At 65.8% G+C, this 23,491-nt stretch carries 21 protein-coding genes; 3 read left to right on the top strand and 18 right to left on the bottom strand.

Annotated features, from left to right (window positions below):
* Positions 1–12: 12 nt before the first annotated feature.
* Genes LIN44_RS05360 through rfbB form a run of 8 tightly spaced genes read right to left on the bottom strand, consistent with a single transcriptional unit; the run spans position 13 to position 7,407 of the window.
* Positions 13–1,146 carry a DegT/DnrJ/EryC1/StrS aminotransferase family protein gene (locus LIN44_RS05360; protein WP_227313840.1) on the bottom strand — a complete coding sequence of 378 codons (1,134 nt, stop codon included), beginning with the start codon at positions 1,144–1,146 and terminating at the stop codon, positions 13–15.
* A complete protein-coding gene (locus tag LIN44_RS05355) occupies positions 1,143–1,832 on the bottom strand; it encodes an acetyltransferase (RefSeq protein ID WP_227313839.1) in 690 nt (229 codons plus the stop codon). Before LIN44_RS05355 ends, LIN44_RS05360 begins: the two co-directional genes overlap by 4 nt.
* Positions 1,829–3,169: an ABC transporter ATP-binding protein gene (locus LIN44_RS05350; protein ID WP_227313838.1), complete on the bottom strand. Its 1,341-nt coding sequence runs from the start codon at positions 3,167–3,169 to the stop codon at positions 1,829–1,831. The genes LIN44_RS05355 and LIN44_RS05350 overlap by 4 nt, the downstream gene beginning before the upstream one ends.
* Positions 3,159–3,977: an ABC transporter permease gene (locus LIN44_RS05345; RefSeq protein WP_227313837.1), complete on the bottom strand. Its 819-nt coding sequence runs from the start codon at positions 3,975–3,977 to the stop codon at positions 3,159–3,161. The genes LIN44_RS05350 and LIN44_RS05345 overlap by 11 nt, the downstream gene beginning before the upstream one ends.
* A gap of 24 nt (positions 3,978–4,001) precedes the next feature.
* Entirely contained in the window at positions 4,002–4,553 is a 552-nt protein-coding gene (gene rfbC, locus LIN44_RS05340; protein WP_227313836.1) for a dTDP-4-dehydrorhamnose 3,5-epimerase, read from the bottom strand.
* Positions 4,550–5,428 (bottom strand): glucose-1-phosphate thymidylyltransferase RfbA, encoded by an 879-nt coding sequence (gene rfbA, locus LIN44_RS05335; protein ID WP_227313835.1) that lies wholly within the window; start codon positions 5,426–5,428, stop codon positions 4,550–4,552. Before rfbA ends, rfbC begins: the two co-directional genes overlap by 4 nt.
* Before the next feature lie 10 nt (positions 5,429–5,438).
* Positions 5,439–6,353: a dTDP-4-dehydrorhamnose reductase gene (gene rfbD, locus LIN44_RS05330; RefSeq protein WP_227313834.1), complete on the bottom strand. Its 915-nt coding sequence runs from the start codon at positions 6,351–6,353 to the stop codon at positions 5,439–5,441.
* On the bottom strand, positions 6,343–7,407 hold the full coding sequence (gene rfbB, locus LIN44_RS05325) for a dTDP-glucose 4,6-dehydratase (protein ID WP_227313833.1): 1,065 nt from the start codon (positions 7,405–7,407) through the stop codon (positions 6,343–6,345). Before rfbB ends, rfbD begins: the two co-directional genes overlap by 11 nt.
* A 231-nt stretch (positions 7,408–7,638) precedes the next feature.
* Here rfbB and LIN44_RS05320 point away from each other — a divergent pair, with 231 nt between their 5' ends.
* Positions 7,639–8,487, top strand: coding sequence for a symmetrical bis(5'-nucleosyl)-tetraphosphatase (locus tag LIN44_RS05320; RefSeq protein WP_227313832.1), 849 nt, complete (start codon positions 7,639–7,641; stop codon positions 8,485–8,487).
* A 35-nt stretch (positions 8,488–8,522) separates the two neighbouring features.
* Here LIN44_RS05320 and LIN44_RS05315 read toward each other — a convergent pair whose 3' ends face one another.
* From LIN44_RS05315 to LIN44_RS05285, 7 genes are all read right to left on the bottom strand, one after another.
* Entirely contained in the window at positions 8,523–9,356 is an 834-nt protein-coding gene (locus LIN44_RS05315) for a 1-acyl-sn-glycerol-3-phosphate acyltransferase (protein ID WP_227313831.1), read from the bottom strand.
* A complete protein-coding gene (locus LIN44_RS05310; protein WP_227313830.1) occupies positions 9,353–10,636 on the bottom strand; it encodes a dihydroorotase in 1,284 nt (427 codons plus the stop codon). The genes LIN44_RS05315 and LIN44_RS05310 overlap by 4 nt, the downstream gene beginning before the upstream one ends.
* Before the next feature lie 68 nt (positions 10,637–10,704).
* Positions 10,705–11,676, bottom strand: coding sequence for an aspartate carbamoyltransferase catalytic subunit (locus LIN44_RS05305; RefSeq protein WP_227313829.1), 972 nt, complete (start codon positions 11,674–11,676; stop codon positions 10,705–10,707).
* A 106-nt stretch (positions 11,677–11,782) separates the two neighbouring features.
* On the bottom strand, positions 11,783–12,328 hold the full coding sequence (pyrR, locus tag LIN44_RS05300) for a bifunctional pyr operon transcriptional regulator/uracil phosphoribosyltransferase PyrR (RefSeq protein WP_227313828.1): 546 nt from the start codon (positions 12,326–12,328) through the stop codon (positions 11,783–11,785).
* The gene (ruvX, locus tag LIN44_RS05295; protein WP_227313827.1) at positions 12,325–12,750 is read right to left on the bottom strand and encodes a Holliday junction resolvase RuvX; all 426 of its coding nucleotides are present in this window, start codon (positions 12,748–12,750) and stop codon (positions 12,325–12,327) included. The genes pyrR and ruvX overlap by 4 nt, the downstream gene beginning before the upstream one ends.
* Entirely contained in the window at positions 12,743–13,315 is a 573-nt protein-coding gene (locus LIN44_RS05290) for a YqgE/AlgH family protein (protein ID WP_025583981.1), read from the bottom strand. Before LIN44_RS05290 ends, ruvX begins: the two co-directional genes overlap by 8 nt.
* Before the next feature lie 102 nt (positions 13,316–13,417).
* Positions 13,418–14,125 (bottom strand): pseudouridine synthase, encoded by a 708-nt coding sequence (locus LIN44_RS05285; protein WP_227313826.1) that lies wholly within the window; start codon positions 14,123–14,125, stop codon positions 13,418–13,420.
* A 140-nt stretch (positions 14,126–14,265) separates the two neighbouring features.
* On the opposite strand from LIN44_RS05285, the gene LIN44_RS05280 reads away from it, so the two are divergent.
* Positions 14,266–15,813 carry a deoxyribodipyrimidine photo-lyase gene (locus LIN44_RS05280; protein WP_227313825.1) on the top strand — a complete coding sequence of 516 codons (1,548 nt, stop codon included), beginning with the start codon at positions 14,266–14,268 and terminating at the stop codon, positions 15,811–15,813.
* 21 nt (positions 15,814–15,834) lie between these two features.
* Here the strand turns inward: LIN44_RS05280 and LIN44_RS05275 are convergent, their stop codons facing one another.
* From LIN44_RS05275 to hemC, 3 genes are read right to left on the bottom strand one after another with little or no spacing between them, the layout of a single operon-like run.
* Entirely contained in the window at positions 15,835–17,025 is a 1,191-nt protein-coding gene (locus LIN44_RS05275) for a heme biosynthesis protein HemY (protein ID WP_116295920.1), read from the bottom strand.
* A 4-nt stretch (positions 17,026–17,029) separates the two neighbouring features.
* Positions 17,030–19,171 carry a fused uroporphyrinogen-III synthase HemD/membrane protein HemX gene (hemDX, locus tag LIN44_RS05270; protein WP_227313824.1) on the bottom strand — a complete coding sequence of 714 codons (2,142 nt, stop codon included), beginning with the start codon at positions 19,169–19,171 and terminating at the stop codon, positions 17,030–17,032.
* A 9-nt stretch (positions 19,172–19,180) separates the two neighbouring features.
* Entirely contained in the window at positions 19,181–20,191 is a 1,011-nt protein-coding gene (gene hemC, locus LIN44_RS05265; protein ID WP_227313823.1) for a hydroxymethylbilane synthase, read from the bottom strand.
* Positions 20,192–20,276: 85 nt separating this feature from the next.
* Between hemC and ppc the strand changes: the two genes are divergently transcribed.
* Complete coding sequence (gene ppc, locus LIN44_RS05260) at positions 20,277–23,312, top strand: phosphoenolpyruvate carboxylase (RefSeq protein ID WP_227313822.1); 3,036 nt, start codon at positions 20,277–20,279, stop codon at positions 23,310–23,312.
* The last annotated feature ends 179 nt before the right edge of the window (positions 23,313–23,491 follow it).

The following is a 23,491-nucleotide window of genomic DNA, read 5'->3' as shown; positions in this document are numbered from 1 at the left end:
CCTTTCGCGGGCTCATCGTCCCATAATGTGCTGAATCATGTCACAGATGCGGCCGGCGCCCTCTTCTCCGAGGTTCCCATAAAACGGCAGCGCCAGGACCTCCCGGGATATTTGGTAAGCCACTGGCAATTCAGACGGCGCCGCGCTCGGCAATGCCTGGTAGCAGCTGAATTCACTGCACAAGGGATAGAAATAACGGCGCGACAGCACGTTGAAGGCCTTGAGTTCTTCATAAAGCTGATCACGTGTGACCTTGCCGCCCGAGTGCACCCGAATCACGAAATACTGCAGGCTTGGCTTGACTCCTTCCGGTAACGTTACGCATTCCAGGCCGGTGACGCAGTCGAGTCGCTCCCTGTAAACCGCCGCAACCCGGGCCCGCTTCGCGCGTTCCTCATCCATGCACTCTAGGTTGGCGAGGCCCATGGCCGCCTGCAACTCGTTGAGCTTGCCATTGATGCCCGGCATGACGACATCCACTTCGTTTTTGATTCCGAAGTTCTTGAGCAGGTCGATGCGCTGCTTCAGTTCCGGATCCTTTACGACCAGTGCACCGCCTTCGGCGGTATGGAATAGCTTGGTCGCATGAAAGCTGAACATGGTGCAATCGCCGTACTCGGCGACCGGCACGCCGTCGATCTCCGTGCCGAACGCATGGGCTGCGTCATAGACGACGCGCAAACCATAGGCGTCGGCGATATCCTGAATCAGGTGTGTATGGCAGGGAATGCCATATACGTGTACGCCCATGATGCCGGTCGTGCGAGATGTGATCAACCGTTCAATCCTGCGCGGATCGATTGTCAGCCGCACCGGGTCGATATCGCAGAACACTGGTGTGATGTTGCCCCAGTCCAGTACATGCGTTGTCGCCGGAAACGTAAACGGCGTAGTAATGACCTCGCCGTGCAGGCGCAACGCCTTGCATGCCGCAATCAGTGCAATTGTGCCGTTATTGAACAGCGACACGTGCCTGGACCCGAGAAAGGTTCCCAGTTCGCGCTCCAGTGCAGCATGCTTGCCGCCGCCGTTGGTTAGCCAACCAGTTTCCCAAATCTGCGCTACGAGTTCCTGGTATCGCGACAGGGATGGCAACATCGGACGCGTGACGAATACCTGCTGCTCGAACGGTTTGGGCGCACTCATACTTGTCCTTCCCGAGACTGAATCGACCAGGAGATATCATGTTGTCGAATGGCCTTGGCCGGCATGCCAACAGCGGTCACGTCGGCGGGCAGATCAGCCACCGCCACAGCACCAGCTCCAAGCACAGTGCCGGCACCCACCCGGATATGCGGAATGAGCTTTGCACCCGTGCCTGCCATGACGCCTTCGCACAGATGGACGTTACCCGATACATTGACGCTGGGGTTGAGCGTGACAAAGTCCTCCAGAACTGCGTCGTGCCCGATCGTGCAACCCAAATTCACATGCACATGCCGGCCGATGGAGATGTCGGTGGTGATCAATGCTCCCGCGCAAATCACGGAGCCCTCACCTATCCGGACTTGCCGCCCGACCCACGCCTGCGGGTGCACCAGAGTGGCGAATCGCATCCCGAACCGCGCGTGCATCCGGTCAGCGATAGCCCGGCGAGCACTGCTGTCGCCGATCCCTACCACGAGTTGGCCGTCTGCTGGAGCTGTCCAAACATCGGTAGTCATCACAGGCAGTCCATGTACAGGCTCCCCAACATCGTAGCCGGGGTCAACAAGGAAACCCCGCACGTCCCAGCGGGGAGTCTGCGCATTCATGTCGAGGGCGACTTGCAGCACCTCGCGTGCGAATCCGCCCGCCCCGTAAATCACTAGTGGTGTCAGCCTTGCATTCATACGCGCTCCAGCAGAGGCGGCGTCTGCACCTCAATAACGGTCACCTTGTTGTCCCACGCCGTGGCACCGTAGATCGGCAGATGTCCGGCGCGGTCAATGCGAAACTGACACGCGATAGGCACATGGTCACACGTCTCGACCAGCCCGATTGAAAGATCGACCGGGACGGCCAGCACCGCCGCCACCGTATATTCCCCTTCCTTCAGCCGCGCGCGGAAAGTCCAGTCTACGACGTGCACGCTCCCTGCGCGTGGTGACTCGATGTTGCATTGCTCGATACCACTATCCGAATAGACGATATCAAAACCGTTCTTATCTTTGATGTGATACCCAAAGCTGAGCCGCGGAAGATCTCTTTGGACCCGAATTTTCACCCGAAGCGTGACTTGTTCGCCAAAGTCCGCGGATCTCGCAGGCCGGCCGCGCGAATCCAGCAGCGTCACATTCACATACTCGGCCATGCCGTTTTGCAAGCGCTGGTAAGACGAGCGCGACTTGAACGCTGCCTCCGATTCCGCATCCTCCGCGATGGCCGCAGCCTTGTCCGCAGCAGCATCGGTCACCCGTACCTTGCCGTCGCTGACCGCGATGCTCTGGCGCCGCTGCACGTACTGAGCGTAGTACGTCTCCACCACAGATTCCGTGTCGCCATTGGCAAGCATCGATCCGTGGTCAAGTAGGACGGCGCGCGAGCACAGTGCCTTCACAGCACCGGGGTCATGGCTCACGAACAGCAGCGTCACGCCGTCGTCCATTAGCTTCTTGAGCAACGCCATGCATTTGGCCTGGAAAAATGCGTCGCCTACCGATAGAGCCTCGTCGACGATAAGGATTTCCGGATTGACGTGTACAGCGACGGAAAATGCCAGCCGCACATACATGCCGGAGGAATACGTCTTCAGCGGTTGATCGATGAAATCACCGATCTCGGAAAAATCAACGATCCGATCAAAGCGTTCATCGATCTGCTCGTCGCTCATGCCCAGCAACTGGGCATACATCTTGACGTTCTCGCGGCCGGAGTACTCCGGATTGAAGCCGGAGCCAAGCTCCAGCAACGCGGCAACGCGTCCGCTAACTGAAACGGTACCGGTCGTTTGGTTCAGCGTGCCGGCGAGCAGTTGCAGCAGCGTGGATTTGCCCGAGCCGTTGTGACCCACGATACCGACGTTCTCGCCGCGTCGAATCTCCAGAGAGATGTTCCGCAGAGCCCAGAATTCGCGGAAGTATTGCTTGCGCCCCCTTGCCAGCATTTGCAGGAGACGGTCCTTGGGTCTATCGTAGATTTCGTAGCACTTCCCAAGATTCTCGGTGTGTACGATCACATCAGAGGACATCTGCAAATCCCTTCCTGGTCTTCTGGAACCATGCATAGCCGAGCCAAGCTACGGCACAGCACGCTACCGAATAAGCTGCCCACTCGCCCCAGTGGACCGGAGAGCCCCAGACAATGACGTTGCGCGCCTGTTCAATGGGTAAGGTAAGGGGATTGAACTTCGCCACGATCTGCCATTGCTGTGGCAGCGAGGAAATCGGAAAGAACACGGGCGACAGGAACATCAGGGCTGTAATCATCAGGCCGATGGTCTGGCCGATATCCCGGAAATAAACGCCCGTGGCTGCAAGCCACCAGCTTAACCCGGCGATGAACAAGAGAAAAGGCGCCATCACCACTGGCAACAAGAAGACAGTGGCAGGCACGCCATTGCCGATAGTCGCCTCGAAGACCAGGAGCACTAGCAAACTGATAACAGCATGAAATAGTGCTGACAGCAGGTGCGCCAGCGGCAGAATTTCGAGCGGAAACACGACCTTCTTCACGAAGTTCGCGTTGGACAGGATGGTGCTTGGGGCCCGACCGATGCATTCAGAAAAGATGTTGAACATGATCAGGCCCGCGAACAGCACGATCGCAAACTCGGTCTTGGACGTCGAGCCAACGCCCCAGCGCGCCTTAAAGATTGCCCCGAATACAAACGTGTAGATCGCAAGCATGAACAGCGGCGTCAGCAGCGACCATAGAATGCCGAACATTGACCCCTTGTAGCGGCCGACGACATCGCGTCGGGCAAAGCTCAGGATCAGGCCCTTGTGCTGCAGCACGGATCGCCCTAGTGACGATATCGACGTCTCAAATTTCTGCATGCTTAATGCGTGAGCAACGCTTCATTAAGAAAAGGTCTCCACGGCCTCGAGCCGGGCTCCCTTCTGGTCTTTCTGTGCGAGGGTCGGCGGGCCGGACAGCGGCCAGTCGATCGCAAGCGCCGGATCGTTCCACAGCAAAGTGCGCTCATGCTCCGGGTACCAGTAGTCGGTCGTCTTGTACAGAACATCGGCAGATGCAGATGTCACCACGAAACCGTGTGCAAAACCTTCCGGCACCCACAATTGCCGCTTATTCGCTTCGGAAAGCATAACTCCTACCCATTTGCCGAAATTCCGAGAGCTGCGGCGTAAGTCAACCGCCACATCATAGACCTCGCCGGAGGTGACACGAAGGAGCTTTCCCTGCGGATTTCGAATCTGGTAATGGAGGCCACGGAGCACCCCAAGCGCGGAACGCGAATGGTTGTCCTGCACAAAAGTGCGGTGGACTCCTGTGGCTTCCTCAAAGACTCTGGCATTGAAGCTCTCCATGAAGAACCCTCGTTCGTCGCCGAAAACCTTTGGCTCGAGGATCAGAACCTCCGGGAGCGCGGTCGGAATGACGGTAAGGCTCATTTCACGTTACCCAAAATGATTTGCTGGAGGTATTTGCCGTAGCCGCTCTTACATAAAGGCTTAGCTAGTTCCTCCACTCGCTCCGCGCTGATCCACTTGCTGCGATAGGCGATCTCTTCGGGGCAGGCCACCATCAACCCTTGGCGGTTCTGCAGCGTGGCGATGAAACTGGCCGCCTCGAGCAAAGACTCGTGCGTACCGGTGTCGAGCCATGCGTAGCCACGTCCCATGATCTCCACCTCGAGTTGCGCTGCCTCGAGATAGCGCTTGTTGACGTCGGTGATCTCGAGTTCGCCGCGTGCTGACGGCTTGATGTCAGCAGCAATGTCGCAAACCTGATTGTCGTAAAAGTAAAGCCCTGTCACCGCATAGTTCGAACGCGGATTGGCCGGCTTCTCTTCCAGGGAAAGCGCACGGAACTGGTGATCGAACTCGACAACTCCATACCGCTCGGGATCATGCACGTGGTACGCAAAAACGGTGGCGCCTTCGGATTGGCTGGCCGACCTAGTCAACTGGCTAACCAGGTCATGACCATGGAAGATGTTGTCACCGAGAATCAGCGTACTGGGATCGTTGCCAATAAATTCGCGCCCAATAATAAAGGCCTGAGCCAGACCATCGGGCGATGGCTGCACTGCATACTGTAGATTGATACCCCAATTGCTGCCGTCACCCAGCATATCGGAAAACCGCGGCGTATCTTCCGGCGTAGAAATAATCATAATGTCCCGGATTCCCGCCAGCATCAGCGTGGACAGCGGATAGTAGATCATCGGCTTGTCATACACGGGCAGTAACTGCTTGGACACCGATCTCGTGATCGGGTAGAGCCGGGTGCCGGAACCGCCAGCCAGGATAATGCCTTTACGCATGGTGTCTAGCTCAGGAGAAGATCTGGTCCAACAGGTAGTGCACGCCCTGCTGCCAGTCTGGAAGATGGATGCCGAAGGTCTGACGCAGCTTGCTCGTGTCCAGGCGCGAGTTGGCCGGGCGCGGTGCAGGCAACGGATACGCCGTAGCGGGAATCGCTTCGATGCGGGACGGGTCTACCTTCAGTTCGATGCCACTGGCGGCGGCATAGCGCAGCACTTCGGTGGCGTACGCATGCCAGCTCGTCTCGCCAGCCGCGGCAAGATGGTAGATGCCTGATGCGAACGCTGCCCGATCTCCCGAAAGCCAATGGCGCGCCACCACCTGCGCGGTCACGTCGGCAATCAGCGCTGCCGTAGTCGGAGCCCCGAATTGATCGGCAATCACGCGCAGGCTGTCGCGTTCGCGGCCCAGCTTCAGCATGGTCTTGGCAAAGTTGCCGCCATGCGCGCCGGCGACCCAGCAGGTGCGGAAAACGAGATTGGCCCCCCCGGCGGCGGAAATGGCCTGCTCGCCCGCAAGTTTGCTCTTGCCGTAAACCGATTGCGGGTTTACTGCATCGGTTTCGACGTAGGCCCCGACCTTGCTGCCATCAAACACATAATCGGTGGAGTAGTGCACCAATAGGCTGCCGAGCGCTTTTGCCTCTGCTGCCAGCACTTCCACGGCCGTGCCGTTGATGGCGTAAGCCAGTTCCGGTTCAGACTCCGCCTTGTCGACTGCCGTATAAGCGGCAGGATTGACGATGACATCGGGCTGGTACTCGCGCACCACGCGACGGATGTCGTCGGGCGTGGTCAAGTCACAGCTCGAACGATCGAGCGCCACGACTTTGCCGAGCGGGGCCAGGCTGCGGCGCAGCTCGAAACCGACCTGGCCGTTGCTGCCCGTTACAAGGAAGGTGGGAATGGCGGCGTTACGCGGCATATTGCTTCGCCACCCAATTCCGATACTCCCCCGACATCACGTCCTGCACCCACGCCTGGTTATCCAGGTACCACTGCACCGTCTTGCGCAAGCCAGACTCAAACGTCTCGGCCGGCTTCCAGCCCAGTTCGCGCTCCAGCTTGCGTGCATCGATCGCATAGCGGCGATCATGCCCCGGCCGATCCTTGACGAAGGTGATCTGGTCGCGGTACGAGCCGGTCGCCTTGGGCGACAGTTCGTCGAGCAGGTCGCACAGCGTGTGGACGACGTCCAAGTTCGTCTTCTCGTTCCAGCCACCAACGTTATAGGTTTCGCCCAGGCGGCCGCGTGCCAGCACCTCGCGGATGGCCGAGCAGTGGTCGCGCACGTACAGCCAGTCACGCACATTCTTCCCGTCGCCATAGATGGGCAGCGGTTTGCCCGCGAGGGCGTTGGCGATCACCAGCGGAATCAGTTTTTCTGGGAAATGATAAGGCCCGTAGTTGTTCGAGCAGTTCGTCGTCAGAACCGGCAAGCCGTAGGTATGGTGATAGGCGCGCACCAGGTGGTCCGATGCGGCCTTGGACGCCGAGTACGGGCTGTTGGGCGCATAGGGAGTCGTTTCCGAGAACTGCGGATCGGTTTCGCTCAACGAGCCGAAAACTTCGTCGGTCGACACATGCAGGAAGCGGAATTCGGATCTGGCTGGTTCGGCCAGCCCGCTCCAATAGGCGCGCGCGGCTTCCAGCAGCGTAAAGGTGCCAACGATATTGGTCTGGATGAACTCACCGGGCCCATGGATGGAGCGGTCAACGTGGCTCTCGGCGGCAAAGTGCACCACGGCACGCGGCTTGTAGGTGGCGAAGAGCTGGTCCAGTGCGGCACGGTCGCAGATATCGGTTTGCGAAAACACGTGGCGGGGGTCGTCCTCGACCGATGCGAGGGTCTTCCGATTACCCGCATAGGTGAGCTTGTCGACGTTCACCACACCATCCGCGGACTTATCGCTCAACCACGCGAGAACGAAATTGGCACCGATGAATCCGGCGCCCCCTGTGACCAGAATATGGGACAAATCTTGCTCCTTGCCTCGATATGTTTCGATGACCCGACAAAAGCCGAGCGCCCACCTTGTCCTGATTTCGGACGGCGGGGCCGTAAGTGCCTGCAGAAGTGGCGGTATTCTATCCGACGGAATGCCCAAGCCTACGTGGCGGCGGCGCCTTTTTGTAGCCTCATGTAACCGTGCCACGGTATATCGGTCACAAAACTACAAAAAGAAGCGAATTTATTCTCAGTGGACCAGATGCCCAACAAAAACGTTACACATACATCACTTTATGCCATCGGCGACCTGCAAGGCTGTGCGCCTTCCCTGGACGCCTTGCTGGCGCGCATGCCCGCCCAGCCGGCTCTGCGTCTGGTCGGCGACCTCGTCAACCGCGGCCCCGCCTCCCTCCAAACCCTCCGCACCATCCGCGCCATGGGGGACCGGGCGGAAACCGTGCTCGGCAACCACGACATCCATCTCCTCGCCGTCGCGTCCGGTGTCCGCAAAAAAGGCCGCCATGACACCCTGGACGAAATCCTCGCCGCCCCCGACCGGGAGGAGCTCCTCACCTGGCTCCGCCACCGCCCCCTTGCCCTGCTGGAAAACAACTTCCTGCTGGTCCACGCCGGCGTCCTCCCCCAATGGACGGCGAACCAAGTCATCGACCTCGCCCACGAAGTCGAAGAACAACTACAGGGCCACAACTGGCAAGGCTTCCTTGCCGACATCTTCGGCAACACCCCCGATCGCTGGCACGACGGCCTGCGCGGCATCGACCGTCACCGCGTGGTGGTCAATGCCCTCACCCGCCTGCGCTATTGCACGATCGACGGTGTGATGGACTTCAAGACCAAGGATGGCCCGGGCCAGGCGCCGGTCGGCTTCATGCCATGGTTCGACGTGCCCGGACGGCGCACGGAGGACGTGACGGTGGTCTGCGGGCACTGGTCGACGCTGGGCCTGGTGATGCGGCCGAACCTGATGGCGCTGGATACGGGTTGCGTCTGGGGTGGCAAGCTGACGGCGGCGCGCCTGGCGCGGGATCCCGCCGAGCGGACTGTCATCCAGGTGGATTGCCCGCAATATTGCGATCCTCTGGCTTGACTCGCTATCCCGCGTTGGCAGGGACGACAGGACTGCTAGCCGATGGCAGCGGGCACGGGCTGCGGCGCGCTACCGGGTTCGGGCGGTTGATTCAGGCGTTGGGCTGCCGTGGCGGCGTGTTCGGCGGCGCCCTGGCTGAGATGGCCAACGACTTCCCTGGCTGACGCTGCCAGGTCGCGGCGGTCGCCTGAGGCGGGCACCAGCGCTGGCCCGACCACCAGCCGCGCCTTGATCCGCGGCGCGCGCAAGACCGCCTCCAGCGATTGCAGCAGTGTGGTGTCGCCGATATAGGCGGCGGCGAGCGTGGGTTGGCCGGTGGCGGCATCGAGGTAGTTCAACCCCAGCGGCTGCACCGGCAGCCCGCCCGAAATCGGCGCCTGCATCAGATTGGCATGGAACGGCAGCACGCTCGTGCCATCCGTCGTCGTCCCCTCCGGAAACACCCCCACCAGATCCCCCTGCAGCATCACATCCGTAATGTCATGCAGCACCCGATGCGCATCCCGCTTGCGTGCCCGCTCGATGAAGATGGTGCCGGTCTTGTCGCACAGCCAGCCGATCAGCGGCCAGCTGCGGATCTCGGACTTGGCGACGAAGCGCACCGGCTGCCAGCTGTGGATGACGTAGATATCCAGCCACGAGATGTGGTTGGACACCACCATCGCCCCCTGCCGCGCCGCGCCGGTGTGCGCGGTGCCGGTGGCGTCGACCACCTCCACTTCGACGCCGCAGATGCGCAACAATTGCCGCGACCAGCGGCGGATATGCCACTCGCGCGAGCGCACGCCCAGCCATGGGAACAGCAAGGCGCACGTCAGCAACCCGCGCAGCAGGTGCAGGACCAGTGCGGTCTTGCGCAGCCAGATCATGCCTGGGCGTGGTTGCCGTAGACGACTTGCCCGCCGACCAGGGTCATGCGGACCTTGCCTTCCATTTCGTAGCCGAGCCACGGCGAGTTCTTGCCCTGGCTCTTGAGCGAGCGGCGCTCGACCTTCCACACCTGCTTCGGATCGAACACGCATACGTCGGCGGCGCTGCCGACGGCGAGGGTGCCGGCCTTGAGGCCGATCACGCGCGCGGGTTCGGCGGTGATGCGGGCCAGCGCCTGCGCCAGCGGCACCTTGTGCTCGCTGGCCCAGCGCAGGGTCAGCGGCAGCAGCAGCTCCAGGCCGGTTGCGCCCGGCGAGGCTTCGGCGAAGGGCAGCAGTTTCTCGTCGTCGTCAACCGGCGTGTGGTCGGAGCACAGGGCGTCGATGGTGCCGTCGGCCAGCGCGGCGACGATGGCGTCGCGGTCGCGCGGGCTGCGCAGCGGCGGCGAGAAGCGCATCTGTGCGTTGAAGTAGCCGATATCCATGTCGGTCAGCGAGACGTGGTGGATATTGACGTCGCAGGTCACTTTCAGGCCTTCGCGCTTGGCCTGGCGCACCAGTTCCAGCCCGGCGGCGGACGACAGCCGGCACAGGTGGACGCGGGCGCCGGTGCTGCGCATCAGCTCGAAGATGGTGTGCAGGCGCACCGTCTCGGCAATGACCGACACTCCGGACAGGCCCAGGCGCGAGGCCACCGCGCCGCTGGCGGCGACGCCGCCGCCGAGGAACGGATCTTCCGGCCGCAGCCAGACGGTGAAGCCGAAGGTCTGCGCGTATTGCAGCGCGCGCAGCAGCACCTGGGTGTTGCGCACCGGCGCCTCGGCCTGGCTGAAGCCGACGCAGCCGGCCTCGGTCAGTTGGCCCATCTCGGTCAGGGTCTCGCCCTTCAGGCCCAGCGTCAGCGCGCCGAGCGGATAGACATGGGTCTGGTTCAGGGTGCGGGCCCGGAACTTCAGCATCTCGACCAGGCCGGGCTCGTCCAGCACCGGGTCGGTGTCGGGCGGGCACACCAGGCTGGTCACGCCGCCGGCGGTGGCGGCCGCCACCTCGGATTCGAGCGTGGCCTTGTATTCGTAGCCCGGCTCGCGCAGGCGCGCGGACAGGTCGACCAGGCCGGGGCACACGATCAGGCCCCGGGCGTCGATGACCTTGTTGGCGTTGAAGTCCGCCGGGGCGCTGCCGACGCCGACGATCTTGCCGGCGGCGATGTAGAGGTCCTGCGCGGCGTCGGTGTTGCTGGCCGGATCGATCAGGCGGCCGCCCTGGATGTGGATCTTCATAGCTTGGCTTGTCGTGTCGGTCGTGTCGCTTGGCGTGTTCGCTAGGTCTTGGCTATGCGGTATCGTCATCAGTCGTTGTTCCCCGCCACGATGCCCATCACCGCCATGCGCACGGCGATGCCGAAGGTCACCTGGTTCAGGATCACCGACTGCGGGCCGTCGGCGACGGCGGAGTCGATCTCGACGCCGCGGTTCATCGGTCCCGGGTGCATCACGATGGCATCGGGCTTGGCCAGCGCCAGGCGTTCAGGGGTCAGGCCGTAGGCCTTGAAGTATTCCTGCGCCGACGGCAGCAGCGCCCCGCTCATGCGCTCGTTCTGCAGCCGCAGCATGATCACCACGTCCACGCCCTTGAGGCCCTCTTCCATGCTGTGGAACACGCGCACGCCCATCTGCTCCAGCCCGGACGGCAGCAGCGTGCGCGGGCCGATGGCGCGCACTTCGGGCACGCCGAGCGTGGTCAGCGCGTGGATGTCGGAACGGGCCACCCGCGAGTGCAGGATGTCGCCGACGATGGCCACCGTCAGGTTGGTGAAGTCCTTCTTGAAATGCCGGATCGTGTACATGTCCAGCAGGCCCTGCGTCGGATGCGCGTGGCGGCCGTCGCCGGCGTTGATCACGTGCACGTGCGGCGCGACGTGCTCGGCGATCAGGTACGGCGCGCCCGAGCTGGCATGGCGCACCACGAACATGTCGGCGGACATCGCCGACAGGTTGTTGATGGTGTCCAGCAGCGACTCGCCCTTGCTGGTCGACGAGGCGTTGATGTTCAGGTTCAGCACGTCCGCCGACAGCCGCTTGGCGGCGATCTCGAAGGTGGTGCGGGTGCGGGTGGAGTTCTCGAAGAACAGGTTGAACACGCTCTTGCCGCGCAGCAGCGGCACCTTCTTGACATCGCGGTCAGAGTCGGACAGCGAGACAAACTGGCTGGCGGTGTCGAGGATGTGCGTGATCATGTCACGCGACAACCCCTCGATCGACAGCAGGTGCTTCAGTTCGCCGTTCTTGGTGAGCTGCGGGTTGCGGAACGTCTTGGTCATGGCTGGTCGGGCGCGGGCAAAAAACGGGAGGTGGTCTGGTCTCGGGGCAGGCTTGCGGGCTGTCGGGCCGGGCTTTCGGGCGCGCCGGGCGCCCTTCGGTGCCGGTTCAGCCAGTGGCGGAATCGGTGGGTTCGGTGGGTTCAGTGGCGAAGGCGAATTGCGCGTCCGCACCCTCGCCCTGGCGCGACAGCACCAGGGTCGTGCCGGGCGGCAGCGCCATCTCGGCGGCGCACAGGTCGGCGGCGATCGGCAGCTGGCGGCCGCCGCGGTCGACCAGCACGCCCAGCGCCACGCGCGCGGGGCGGCCGTAGTCGAACAGCTCGTTGACGGCGGCGCGGATGGTGCGGCCGGTGGCCAGCACGTCGTCGATCAGCAGGATGTTGCGATCGTCCACGGCAAACGGCAGCGTAGTCGGCTGGGCCTGGCTGTGCAGGCCCTTCTTGGCATAGTCGTCGCGATGGAAGGCAACGTTGATCACGCCGTGGTCGGGCAGCTGCAGGTCCGCCGCCAGCCGCGCGGCAATCCAGGCCCCGCCGGAGTGGATGCCGGCCACCGACCAGCGCGCGCGCTCTGGCTCGGGGATCAGCGCCTGCGCCTGGTCCAGCAGCTTGCGGTACAGCGACTCGGCGTCGGGAACGGAAATCTGCGTCATAGCGGGAATTGATCGAAATACTGTTGCAGGATGATGCGTGCGGCCTCGGCATCGAGTTCGCCGCGGCGGGCGCCGGCCATCGACGCGGCGCGCGAGGTGTAGCGCTCGTCGACCCATTCCACCGGCAGGCCGAAGCGGCCGTTGAGCTGGTTGCCGAAGCGCCGCGCCAGCTTCATCGACGGTTGCTCGCCGCCTTCGGGGTTGACCGGCATGCCGACGATCAGCTGCACCGGGTTCCACTCCCGGATCAGCGCCGCCACGGCCTCGAAGCGGCCTTCGACGGTGATGTTGGGGAGGATGGTCAGGGCACGCGCCTCGCGCGTGATGAAGTTGCCCAGCGCAACGCCGATCTTTTTTTCGCCGTAGTCGAATGCCAAGACCGTGCCGTCGCGGGGCAGTTCACGCCCCACGGCATCAGGCATGCCCGGCCTCGCCGGACAGCATGGTGAAGTCGATGCCGAGCAGCCGGATCGCGGCGGCAAAGCGCTCGTCGGGCGGCACGCTGAAGATGATCTCGGGATCGGCCTGGACGGTAAGCCAGCCGTTGCGGCTGAGTTCTTCCTCGAGCTGGCCGGCGCCCCAGCCGGAATAGCCCAGCGTCAGCAGGAAGCGGTGCGGGCCGCTGCCGTTGGCCACGGCCTCGAGCACGTCCTTGGAGGTGGTCATCTCCAGCCCGCCCGGCACGGCCAGCGACGAGACGTAGACGCCGACCGGGTCGTGCAGCACGAAACCGCGCTCGGTCTGCACCGGGCCGCCGAAGTAAACGGGCTGGTGCGCCACGGGCTGGATCTCGAGCTTGAGGTCGATCTTGTCGAACAGCGTGGCCATGTCGATGTCGATGGGCCGGTTGATCACCAGCCCGAGCGCGCCACGCTCGTTGTGTTCGCAGATATAGACGACGGAACCCGAAAAGGTCGGATCGGCCATGCCGGGCATGGCAATCAGGAACTGATTGGTCAGATTGATGGGTGCTTCGGGCTTCGCCATGCCTTGCATTTTATCAAATCGCCGGGGGTCTTCCGGAAAAGATTGGCGGGCGTTCCAGTGCAGCAATGGGCGCTCCGCCGCCCGCCGCCACCGCCGCCTGGCTCAGGCCTTGCGGGTCAGCGCGGCCAGTTCGTCCGCCGTCAGCCAACGCCACTCGCCTTCGGCCAATGCCGGATCGAGCTGCAGGCTGCCGATGGCGCTGCGATGCAGCGCGTTCACGTGGTTGCCCGCGGCCGCGACCATGCGCTTGACCTGGTGGTACTTGCCTTGCACCAGCGTCAGGCGCAGGCTGCGTTCGCCGGTGATCTCGCAGGCTTCCGCCGCGATCGGCGCCGGTTCGTCCAGCAGCTGCACGCCGCTGCGCAGCGCCTCGGCCTGTTCCGGCGTGACCGGCTCGGCGGTGGTCACTTCATAGACCTTGGGCACCTTGCGCTTGGGCGAGGTCTGGGCGTGGATGAACTGGCCATCGTCGGTCAGCAGCAGCAGGCCGGTGGTGTCGTGGTCGAGCCGCCCCACCGCCTGCACCTCGCGCTGGCGCAGCGGCACCGGCAGCAGGTTGTAGACACTGGGGTGGTGGCGCGGGCGCTGCGAGCATTCGTAGCCGGCGGGCTTGTTCAGCATCAGGTAGGCCTTGGTGCAGGCCAGCCATTCCTCGCCGTCGACGGTCAGGCGCAGGCCGTCCACCTCGAATTGCGCGCGCGGGTCTTCGCACAACTCGCCGTTGACCTCGACCAGCCCGGCGGCGATCAGGTCGCCGCAGTACCGGCGCGTGCCAAAGCCCTGGGATTGAAGGATGCGGTCGAGAGTCATGAGCTTCTGTAGAAATTGGGGTTGCAGCCTGGCGCGCGGCGGCGTGCCGGCTCCTGTACCGCTATGTTAGGGTATCGGCGCGATCGACCCGGCGTTCCACAAGTTCAGCGCCGGCCAACCCGTCAGACAGGCAAGCGAAGATGCAGGCAGCAGCCAACCCGGCTACGTCCCGGCCACCGTACCGGATCGGCAAGACCTTTGCGCGCGGGCTGGTCTGGTTCCGGCGCGACCTGCGCGCCACCGACCACGCGGCGCTGCATTATGCCCTGCGGCATTGCGCGCAGGTGTGGTGCGCGTTCGTGTTCGACCGCGATATCCTCGACCCGCTGCTTGCGCGCGGGCTGCGGACCGACCGGCGGGTCGAGTTCATCCGCCAATCGCTGCTGGAACTGGCGCAGACGCTGGCCGCGGGCGGCGGCGGCCTGATCGTGCTGCACGACCGGGCGCAGAGCGCCATCCCGGCGCTGGCACGCAGGCTGGAAGCCGAGGCGGTCTTCGCCAACCACGACTACGAGCCCGCCGCCAACGCGCGCGACGAAGCGGTGCGCCAGGCGCTGTCGGCGCAGGCCTGCGCGTTCTTTACCTTCAAGGACCAGGCCGTGTTCGAGCGCGACGAGATCCTGAACGGCCAGGGCAAGCCTTTCTCGGTGTTCACGCCGTACAAGAACGCCTGGCTCAGGAGCGTGGAGCCGTTCGACCTGCGCCCCTATCCCGTCGACCCGTACCTGCCGGCGCTGGCGCCGGTGCCCGCCGCGTACCGCGAGCCGGTGCCGACGCTCGCGCAGCTCGGCTTTGGCGCCAGCAACCTCGCCGAGATCACGATGCCCACCGGCGCGTCGGGTGCGCAGGCCTTGTTCGACGAGTTCACCGGGCGCTTGGGCGACTACGGCCGCCGGCGCGACTACCCTGCCCTGCGCGGCCCCAGCTACCTGTCGGTGCACCTGCGCTTCGGCACCATCTCGATCCGCACGCTGGCGCGCACCGCGCACGCGGCCATGCTGCGCGGCGGCGCCGACAGCGCCGGGGCCGCGGTGTGGCTGTCGGAACTGATCTGGCGCGATTTTTACTTCATGATCCTGCATCACCATCCGCGCGTAGCCGCCGGCGCGGCGTTCCACCCGGCCTATGACACGATCCGCTGGCAGGACGGCGACACCGGCGAGCGCTATTTCCGCGCCTGGTGCGACGCCGCCACGGGCTATCCGCTGATCGACGCGGCGATGCTGCAGATCCGGCAAAGCGGCTATATGCACAACCGCCTGCGCATGGTCACGGCCAGCTTCCTGGTGAAGGACCTGGGCGTCGACTGGCGCCGCGGCGAGCAGTATTTTGCCGACCAGCTCAACGACTTCGACCTCGCCGCCAACAACGGCGGCTGGCAATGGGCCGCGTCCACCGGCTGCGACGCGCAGCCGTGGTTCCGCATCTTCAATCCGGTGACGCAATCGCAGAAGTTCGATCCGCAGGGCCGCTTTATCCGCAAATACCTGCCGCAGCTGGCGGCCTTGCCGGACAAGTTCGTGCATGCGCCGTGGACGGCGCCGGAATCCGTGCTGGCCGAGGCCGGCGTGCGCCTCGGCGACAACTACCCGCGCCCGCTGGTGCAGCACGACGTCGCGCGCCAGCAGACGCTGCGGCGGTATGAGGTGGTGAAGCAGGTGGTGAAGGCCGCCGGCGCGGAGGACTGAACGCGCCGGCTGCCGTGCCGCTCAGGCGGCCAGCATCGCGCTTTCGCGATAGTGGCGCTGCGCGTCCTCGAAGCGCTCGGTTTCCTCGAACAGCCGCGCCAGCGCCAGGTGCGTGCGCACGCGCAGGCGGCGCTGCTGGTCGGGGTCGGCATATTTGAGCGCGCGCTCGAAGCTGGACTGGGCCTTGCCCCACAGCTTTTCGCCCAGGCACAGCACGCCCAGCGTGTAGTAGAGGTCGGCGTCGGCGGGATGCGCGGCCAGCCATTTCTCGGCCTGCTGGATCTGCGGCAGCGCATGGCCGGGCACGGCGCAATCGGCATAGCGCAGCACCAGCCGGCTGTCCCAGTTGACCTTGAGCGCGTCTTCGATGATGCGGCGAGCCTCGTTCTGCCGGCCCAGCGCGGCGAAGTAGCGCGCCGCCGGTTCGGCGATGCGGGTGGCGCGGCGCTCGTCGGCGGACAACGAGCGCCAGAACTCGGACAGCGCGTCGGCATCGTGGCGGCGCTCGTCCAGCATGGCCTCCACCGCCATCTGCTTGAGCCGCAGCGCCAGCACCGGATGCAGCGCATTGCGCTTTTCCAGCGAGCGCGCCAGGCGCAGCACCTCGGACCAGTTCTTCAGGTGCTGGTGCGCGCGCAGCGCGATGCGCTGCACGTGGATCTGGCGTGCACCCTGCGACTGCAGCTGGGCGATGGTTTCGAGCGCGCCGTCGGCATCGCGGGCGTCGACCAGCAGCTCGGCCATCGACACCAGCCGCGCCTGCTCGCGCTCGGGGTCGGTCACCTGCGCCATCCAGGCGTCGCGCCGCTCGGTTTCCTGCATCCGGTGGGCGGCGCGCGCGCCGATCAGCGCGGCGGTCTGGGCCTGGTCGTCCCACGACTGGGCTTCGCGCGCGGCGCGCTCGGCGCGGGCGAAACGGCCGGCGAACAGGTTTTCGATCGATTCGCGCAGCGCCGCCTGGGCCTTGCTCATGCGGCTGCGCTCGCGGTAGGCGGCGGCGCGGCGCGGCATCTCGGCCAGATGGCGGATGGTGGACATCACCGTCCACACCACGAAGAAGATCAGCAGCAGCAGCGCCAGCGCCAGGTTCAGCGACAGCTCGACACGGTACGGCGGATAGAACAGCACCACATTGCTGTGGTTGAACTGCGTGAACAGGGCCAGCCCGACGGCGCCGCCAAACAGGACCGCAACCCAGAACAGAAGGCGCATGGGCTTACTCCTTCTTCAAGGCTTGCAGCGCGCCGAGGCTTTCGGCCATGGTCGGCAGCTGCACCGAGACCGCGCCGGCCTGCGCCTGGCGCAGCAGCGTCAGCACGCCCTGCACGCGGCGCGACTTGGTATCGAAATAGCGGCCGATCATCGCCTGCGCCGCAGCCAGGTCGTTGCGGAACACGGGCTCGTTGCGCGACAGCAGCGCCAGGCGCGCATTGAGCAGGCGCAGCTTGACGTTCTCGCGCAGGAACCAGCCCTGGTCGCCCGACAGCAGCAGCGCCTCGGCATCGTCGACCTTGCGGATGCGGATCACCTGCGCCAGCTCCTCGCGCAGGTAGTCCCAGAAGCGGGTGAACCAGCCCGGCCCGGTGCCGTTGGCGGCGGCCGGCGCGCTGGCGCCCTGGGCACCATTGCCACCGTTGGCGGCGGCGCCCTTGCGGGCATCGGCCTCGCTGCGTTCGAGCATGCGTTCGCTGGACAGCAGCGGCAGCGCGTCGACCTGGTTGATGGCTTCGTCCAGCTTGATCGCGGCGCCGGTCAGGTCGGTGTCGGGCACCGCCTTCATGCGCGCCACGTCGCGGGCGATGGCCCGGCGCAGCAGGTTGTATTGCGGCTTGTCGGTGCGCGCCAGGCGCGCATCGGCGCTTTGCAGCGCGGCCAGCGCGACCTGCACGTTGCCGGTCAGCTGCAGTTGCTGGCCGGCGCTGGTCAGCAACTGCTGGATCTCGGCGATTTCCCAGTCGTCGCGGTTGCGCATCAGGTCCTGGTAGACCTGTTCCAGCGCCACCTGCTTGTCGCGGGTTTCGCCGACCTGGTTCTCGAGCACGCCGACCTTGGCCTGCAGTTCCTTGACGGTGTCCTGCGCATTGCGCGTCAGCACGCGCGACTCCTGCACCAGGGCGTCGTTGCTTTGCTGGCGGCGCGCCAGCTCGCCGGTCAGGTGGTCGACCCGCTGCTGCAGCCACCAGAAGCCGCCGGCGGTCGCCACCACCAGCACGGCGACCAGCGCCCACAGCGCGGCGGAACGGCGCGCGGCCGGACGGGCAGCGCCGGCATGGCCGGCGCCTTGCGGCGGCACCGCTTGCGCGGACTGCGCCGGGTGGACAGAGGCCGCGCCGGGCGGCGGCGTAGCGGAGGAGGACGTGGTTTCTTGCGTCACGCGTTCGACCTTCGTTGACGTTGCAGGGACTGCGGCAGGCGGGCTGGCGGCCGGCGGCGCTGCGGCTTCGGCCGGCTTCGCGGCCGCCGGGCCCGACGGCGCCGGCAGGCTTGAAGGCGCAGGGCCGGCGAAAGCATCGGCCCACTGCAGGCATGCCGCGAGCAGGCCGGCATCGCCGGGCGCGGCGCGCTGGATATGGGCAAAGCCCAGCGCCAGCGCCTGTTCGGCGATTCTCGCATGGGGCGCGATGCACTGCACCTGCCGCAGCGAAGCGTCTTCCTGGGGCGACAGATGCTGCCGCGCCAGCACGTCGAGGTTGCGCACTGCCTCGGAACTGGTTAGCAGCCAGGCGTGCGGCGCGGCGCCGGGACGCAGGTGGTCGCGCACGGCCTGCCATTGCATGGCGCCCGGTTCGGGCAGCGTGCGCTGGTAGGCCTCGACGGCTTCGACCTGGGCGCCGGCCTCGCGCAGGCGGTCGCCCAGCCAGTCGCGCCCGCCGTTGCCGCGGATGATCAGCACCGGCTTGCCGGCCAGCGCGGCCGGATCGAGCTGCGCCCACAGCGCTTCGGAGTCGAAGCGCAGCGCCTCGGCGTCGGGCATCGTATCGTCATGGCCCGGAGCGTTGGCTCCCGCCGGCGCGATCACGCGATACGCCGGTGCCGAGATGCCGCGCTCGGCCAGCGCGGCGACGCTGGCCGGGCCGACCACCGCGACCGCGACCTGCGCGGGCCAGCGGGCCGCGGCCGTGCCCTGCACGCCGGCGAGCGCGTCCAGCGCAAAGGCAATGGCATTGGGACTGACGAATACCACCAGCGCAAAGGTGTCCAGCCGCGCCAGCGCCGCGCGCAGCGGCGCGTCGTCAGCGGCCGGGCCGATTGCCAGCAGCGGGAAGCTGAGTACATCCAGACCGGCGCCCTGCAGGGCCTCGGTCAGTTGCCGGGACTGCCCGGCGGGTCGTGTGACAACGACGGTCGGGCGGGGCATCGGGCAGCCTCAGGCGGGAGATGGAGAAGCGGCGTCGCCTGAATCGGCCAGCGCGGCGAGGATCGACTCGGCGCCCTGCGCCAGCAGGTCAGTCGCGCAGGCCTGGCCGAGCGCTTCGGCGGCAGCCAGGTCAGCAGCCGGACCGGCCGCCGCTGCGCGGATGGCGCGGCTACCGTCGGGCATGGCGACGAAGGCCTCCAGCCGCAGCTGGTCGCCGTCCCAGCGCGCGTGGGCCGCCAGCGGGACCTGGCACGAGCCGCCCAGCCGGCGCGACACGGCGCGCTCGGCGGTCACGGCCAGCGCGGTCGGCTGGTGGTTCAGCGGCGCCAGCCATTCGGCCAGTTCCGGACGGGTGGAAAGCGTTTCGATGCCCAGCGCGCCCTGCCCGGCGGCCGGCAGCGAGGCTTCGAGCGGGATCAGCGCGCGGATGCGTTCGCCCAGCCCAAGCCGCTTCAGGCCCGCGGCAGCCAGGATGATGGCGCCATATTCGCCGCGATCGAGCTTGCCCAGCCGCGTGTCGAGGTTGCCGCGCAGCGGCTTGACCACCAGGTGCGGATAGCGGCTGCGCAGCGCGGCTTCGCGGCGCAGGCTGGAGGTGCCGACCACGGTGCCGGCCGGCATCTCGTCCAGCGACGCATACGTGGAGGACACCAGCGCGTCGCGCGGGTCCTCGCGCTCCATCACCGCGGCCAGCGTGAAGCCCGGGGGCAGCTCCATCGGCACATCCTTGAGCGAATGCACCGCGAGGTCGGCCCGGCCTTCGTCCATCGCGAACTCCAGTTCTTTGACAAACAGACCCTTGCCGCCGACTTTGGACAGCGTACGGTCTAGAATCTGGTCTCCGCGCGTGGTCATGCCAAGAATGGACACGTCGCACGCGGGATAGTATTGTTGCAATGCAGCACGCACATGTTCTGCCTGCCACAGGGCCAGACGGCTCTCCCGGGAGGCAATGACGAGCTTTTGCGGAAGGTTGCGAGACACGACAGCGGTAGCGGAAAACGGGGTGGCGGACGACATGCGTCAATGGTAGCACGCGCCCTAAGCGCCCCAGGCGCGCCCCTCCGCACCATTACATAAGCTTAGAGAAGCAAGAGGAGATTGCATGACGCAGCATGCTGCGCGGCCCAATGGTCGGAAGACCGCTGCGGCCGCCAAGGATTCGGCCGCCGCCAAAGGTGACGCAACCGGCGCAACCGGCGCCAAACCGCCCCGCTCCGCCCCCCGCGCAGCCAAGCGCTCCCCCAAGCCCAGGCTTTCGATCGTGTCGAGCAACGGAACCACCATCGCCGCCGCCCCCGCCCGCCGCACCGCTGACAAGGACGTACCGCTGCGCGAGGACATCCGTTTCCTCGGCCGCCTGCTGGGCGACTGCCTGCGCGAGCAGGAAGGCGACGCCGCCTTCGAGGTGGTCGAGACCATCCGCCAGACCGCGGTGCGCTTCCGCCGCGAGAACGACCGCGCCGCCGGCGCCGAGCTGGACCGGCTGCTCAAGCGCCTGTCGCGCGACCAGACCAACCAGGTGGTGCGCGCCTTCAGCTATTTCTCGCACCTGGCCAATATCGCCGAGGACCAGCACCACAACCGCCGCCGCCGCGTGCATGCGCTGGCGGGCTCGCCGCCGCAGGACGGCAGCCTGCAGCACGCGCTGGAAAAGATCGACGCCGCCGGCGTGACCGGCAAGCAGTTGCGCAAGTTCCTGGACGAGGCGCTGATCGTGCCGGTGCTGACCGCGCACCCGACCGAAGTCCAGCGCAAGAGCATCCTAGACGCCGAACGTGAGATCGCCCGCCTGCTGGCCGAGCGCGACCTGCCGATGACGGCGCGCGAGCGCGAGCACAACACCGCGCAGCTGCGCGCCAAGGTCACCACGCTGTGGCAGACCCGCATGCTGCGCGATGCGCGCCTGACCGTGGCCGACGAGATCGAGAACGCGCTGTCGTACTACCGCACCACCTTCCTGCGCGGCATCCCGCAGCTGATGAGCGAGCTGGAAGAAGACATCGCCGCGGTGTTCCCGGCCACGCGCAAGCGCAAGGGCGCTGCCGGCGCGCCGGGCACGCAGGCGGCGCCGCTGGCTCCGTTCCTGCAGATGGGTTCGTGGATCGGCGGCGACCGCGACGGCAACCCCAACGTCACCGCCGAAACCCTGGAGCACGCCGCCAGCCAGCAGGCGCAGCTGATCCTGGACTGGTACCTGGACGAGGTCCACGCGCTCGGCGCCGAGCTGTCGATGTCGACGCTGATGGTCGATGCCAGCCCGGAACTGCTGGCGCTGGCCGAACGCTCGCCCGACCATTCCGAGCACCGCGCCGACGAGCCCTACCGGCGCGCGCTGATCGGCATCTACGCGCGCCTGGCCGCCACCTGCAAGGCGCTGACCGGCCATGCCGCGACGCGCCGCCCGGTGGCGCCGGCCGAGCCCTATGACAGCGCCGAGGCCTTCGGCGCCGACATCCAGGTGGTGATCGATTCGCTGCGCGCGCACCACGGCCAGGCGCTGGCCAGCCACCGCATCGACGCGCTCGCGCGCGCCATCGCCGTGTTCGGCTTCCACCTGGCCTCGGTCGACATGCGCCAGGTCTCCGACGTGCACGAGGCGGTCATCGCCGAACTGTTCGCCGCCGCCGGCATCGCCCCCGACTACGCCGCCTTGCCCGAGCAGCGCAAGCTGGAACTGCTGCTGGCCGAACTGCGCCAGCCGCGCCTGCTGACGCTGCCGTGGCACGAATACTCGGAGCAGACCCGCAAGGAACTGGCGATCTTCGCCGCCGCGCGCGAGCTGCGTGCGCGCTATGGCAAGCGCGTGGCGCGCAACTACATCATCTCGCATACCGAGACGCTGTCGGACCTGGTCGAGGTGATGCTGCTGCAGAAGGAATCGGGCATGCTGCAGGGCACGCTGGGCAGCAAGACCGACCCGGCGCGCATGGAGCTGATGGTGATCCCGCTGTTCGAGACCATCGAAGACTTGCGCAACGCCGCCGGCATCATGCAGTCGCTGCTGGACCTGCCGGGCTTCGACGCGGTGGTCGCGCACCATGGCGTCGAGCAGGAGGTGATGCTGGGCTACTCGGACTCGAACAAGGATGGTGGCTTCCTGACGTCCACCTGGGAGCTGTACAAGGCCGAGCTGGAGCTGGTGCAGCTGTTCGAGCAGCGCAACGTCAAGCTGCGCCTGTTCCACGGCCGCGGCGGCACCGTCGGCCGCGGCGGCGGCCCGACCTACCAGGCTATCCTGTCGCAGCCGCCGGGCACGGTCAACGGCCAGATCCGCCTGACCGAGCAGGGCGAGATCATCAACAGCAAGTTTGCCAATGCCGAGATCGGCCGGCGCAACCTCGAAACGGTGGTCGCCGCCACGCTGGAGGCGTCGCTGCTGCCGCAGCAGAACGCGCCGAAGGACCTGGATACCTTCGAGGCCGTGATGCAGCAGCTGTCGGACCGCGCCTTTACCGCCTATCGCGACCTGGTCTACGAGACCCCGGGCTTCAAGGACTACTTCTTCGCCACCACGCCGATCACCGAGATCGCCGACCTGAACCTGGGTTCGCGCCCGGCCTCGCGCAAGCTGATGGACAAGAAGAACCGCCGCATCGAAGACCTGCGCGCGATCCCGTGGGGCTTCTCGTGGGGGCAGTGCCGCCTGCTGCTGCCGGGCTGGTACGGCTTCGGCAGCGCGGTGCGCTCGCTGCTCGACAGCGCGCCGGACGACAAGGCGCGCAAGCAGGCCGTGTCCACGCTGCGGCGCATGGTCAAGACCTGGCCGTTCTTCTCGACGCTGCTGTCCAACATGGACATGGTGCTGGCCAAGACCGACCTCGCCGTGGCCTCGCGCTACGCCCAGCTGTGCGACGACGCCACGCTGCGCCGCAACGTGTTCAACCGCATCAGCAAGGAATGGCACCTGACCTGCGACATGCTGGCGCTGATCACCGGCCACCAGGAACGGCTGGCGGACAACCCGCTGCTGGCGCGCTCGATCAAGAACCGCTTTGCATATCTGGATCCGCTCAACCACTTGCAGGTGGAACTGCTCAAGCGCTTCCGCTCGGGCAAGGATGGCGATGACATCCGGGTACGGCGCGGGATCCACCTGACCATCAACGGGGTGGCGGCGGGGTTGCGCAATACGGGTTGACAGGCCAACCCACACCTCGGCAAGACAGAGCGATTTTGGGTGGGGCCCAAGCCGCCCGACCTGGCCCAAGCAAGGTGTTCTCCCTCTCCCCTCATGGGGAGAGGGCCGGGGTGAGGGGCGGTTTGATAAGGAACCACATCAAGCAAGGCCAACGGTGTTAACCCACCGGCCTCGGCCTT

It is taken from the genome of Cupriavidus sp. MP-37, from assembly GCF_020618415.1.
Classification (GTDB): domain Bacteria; phylum Pseudomonadota; class Gammaproteobacteria; order Burkholderiales; family Burkholderiaceae; genus Cupriavidus.
This window is presented reverse-complemented; position numbering and strand designations above follow the sequence as displayed.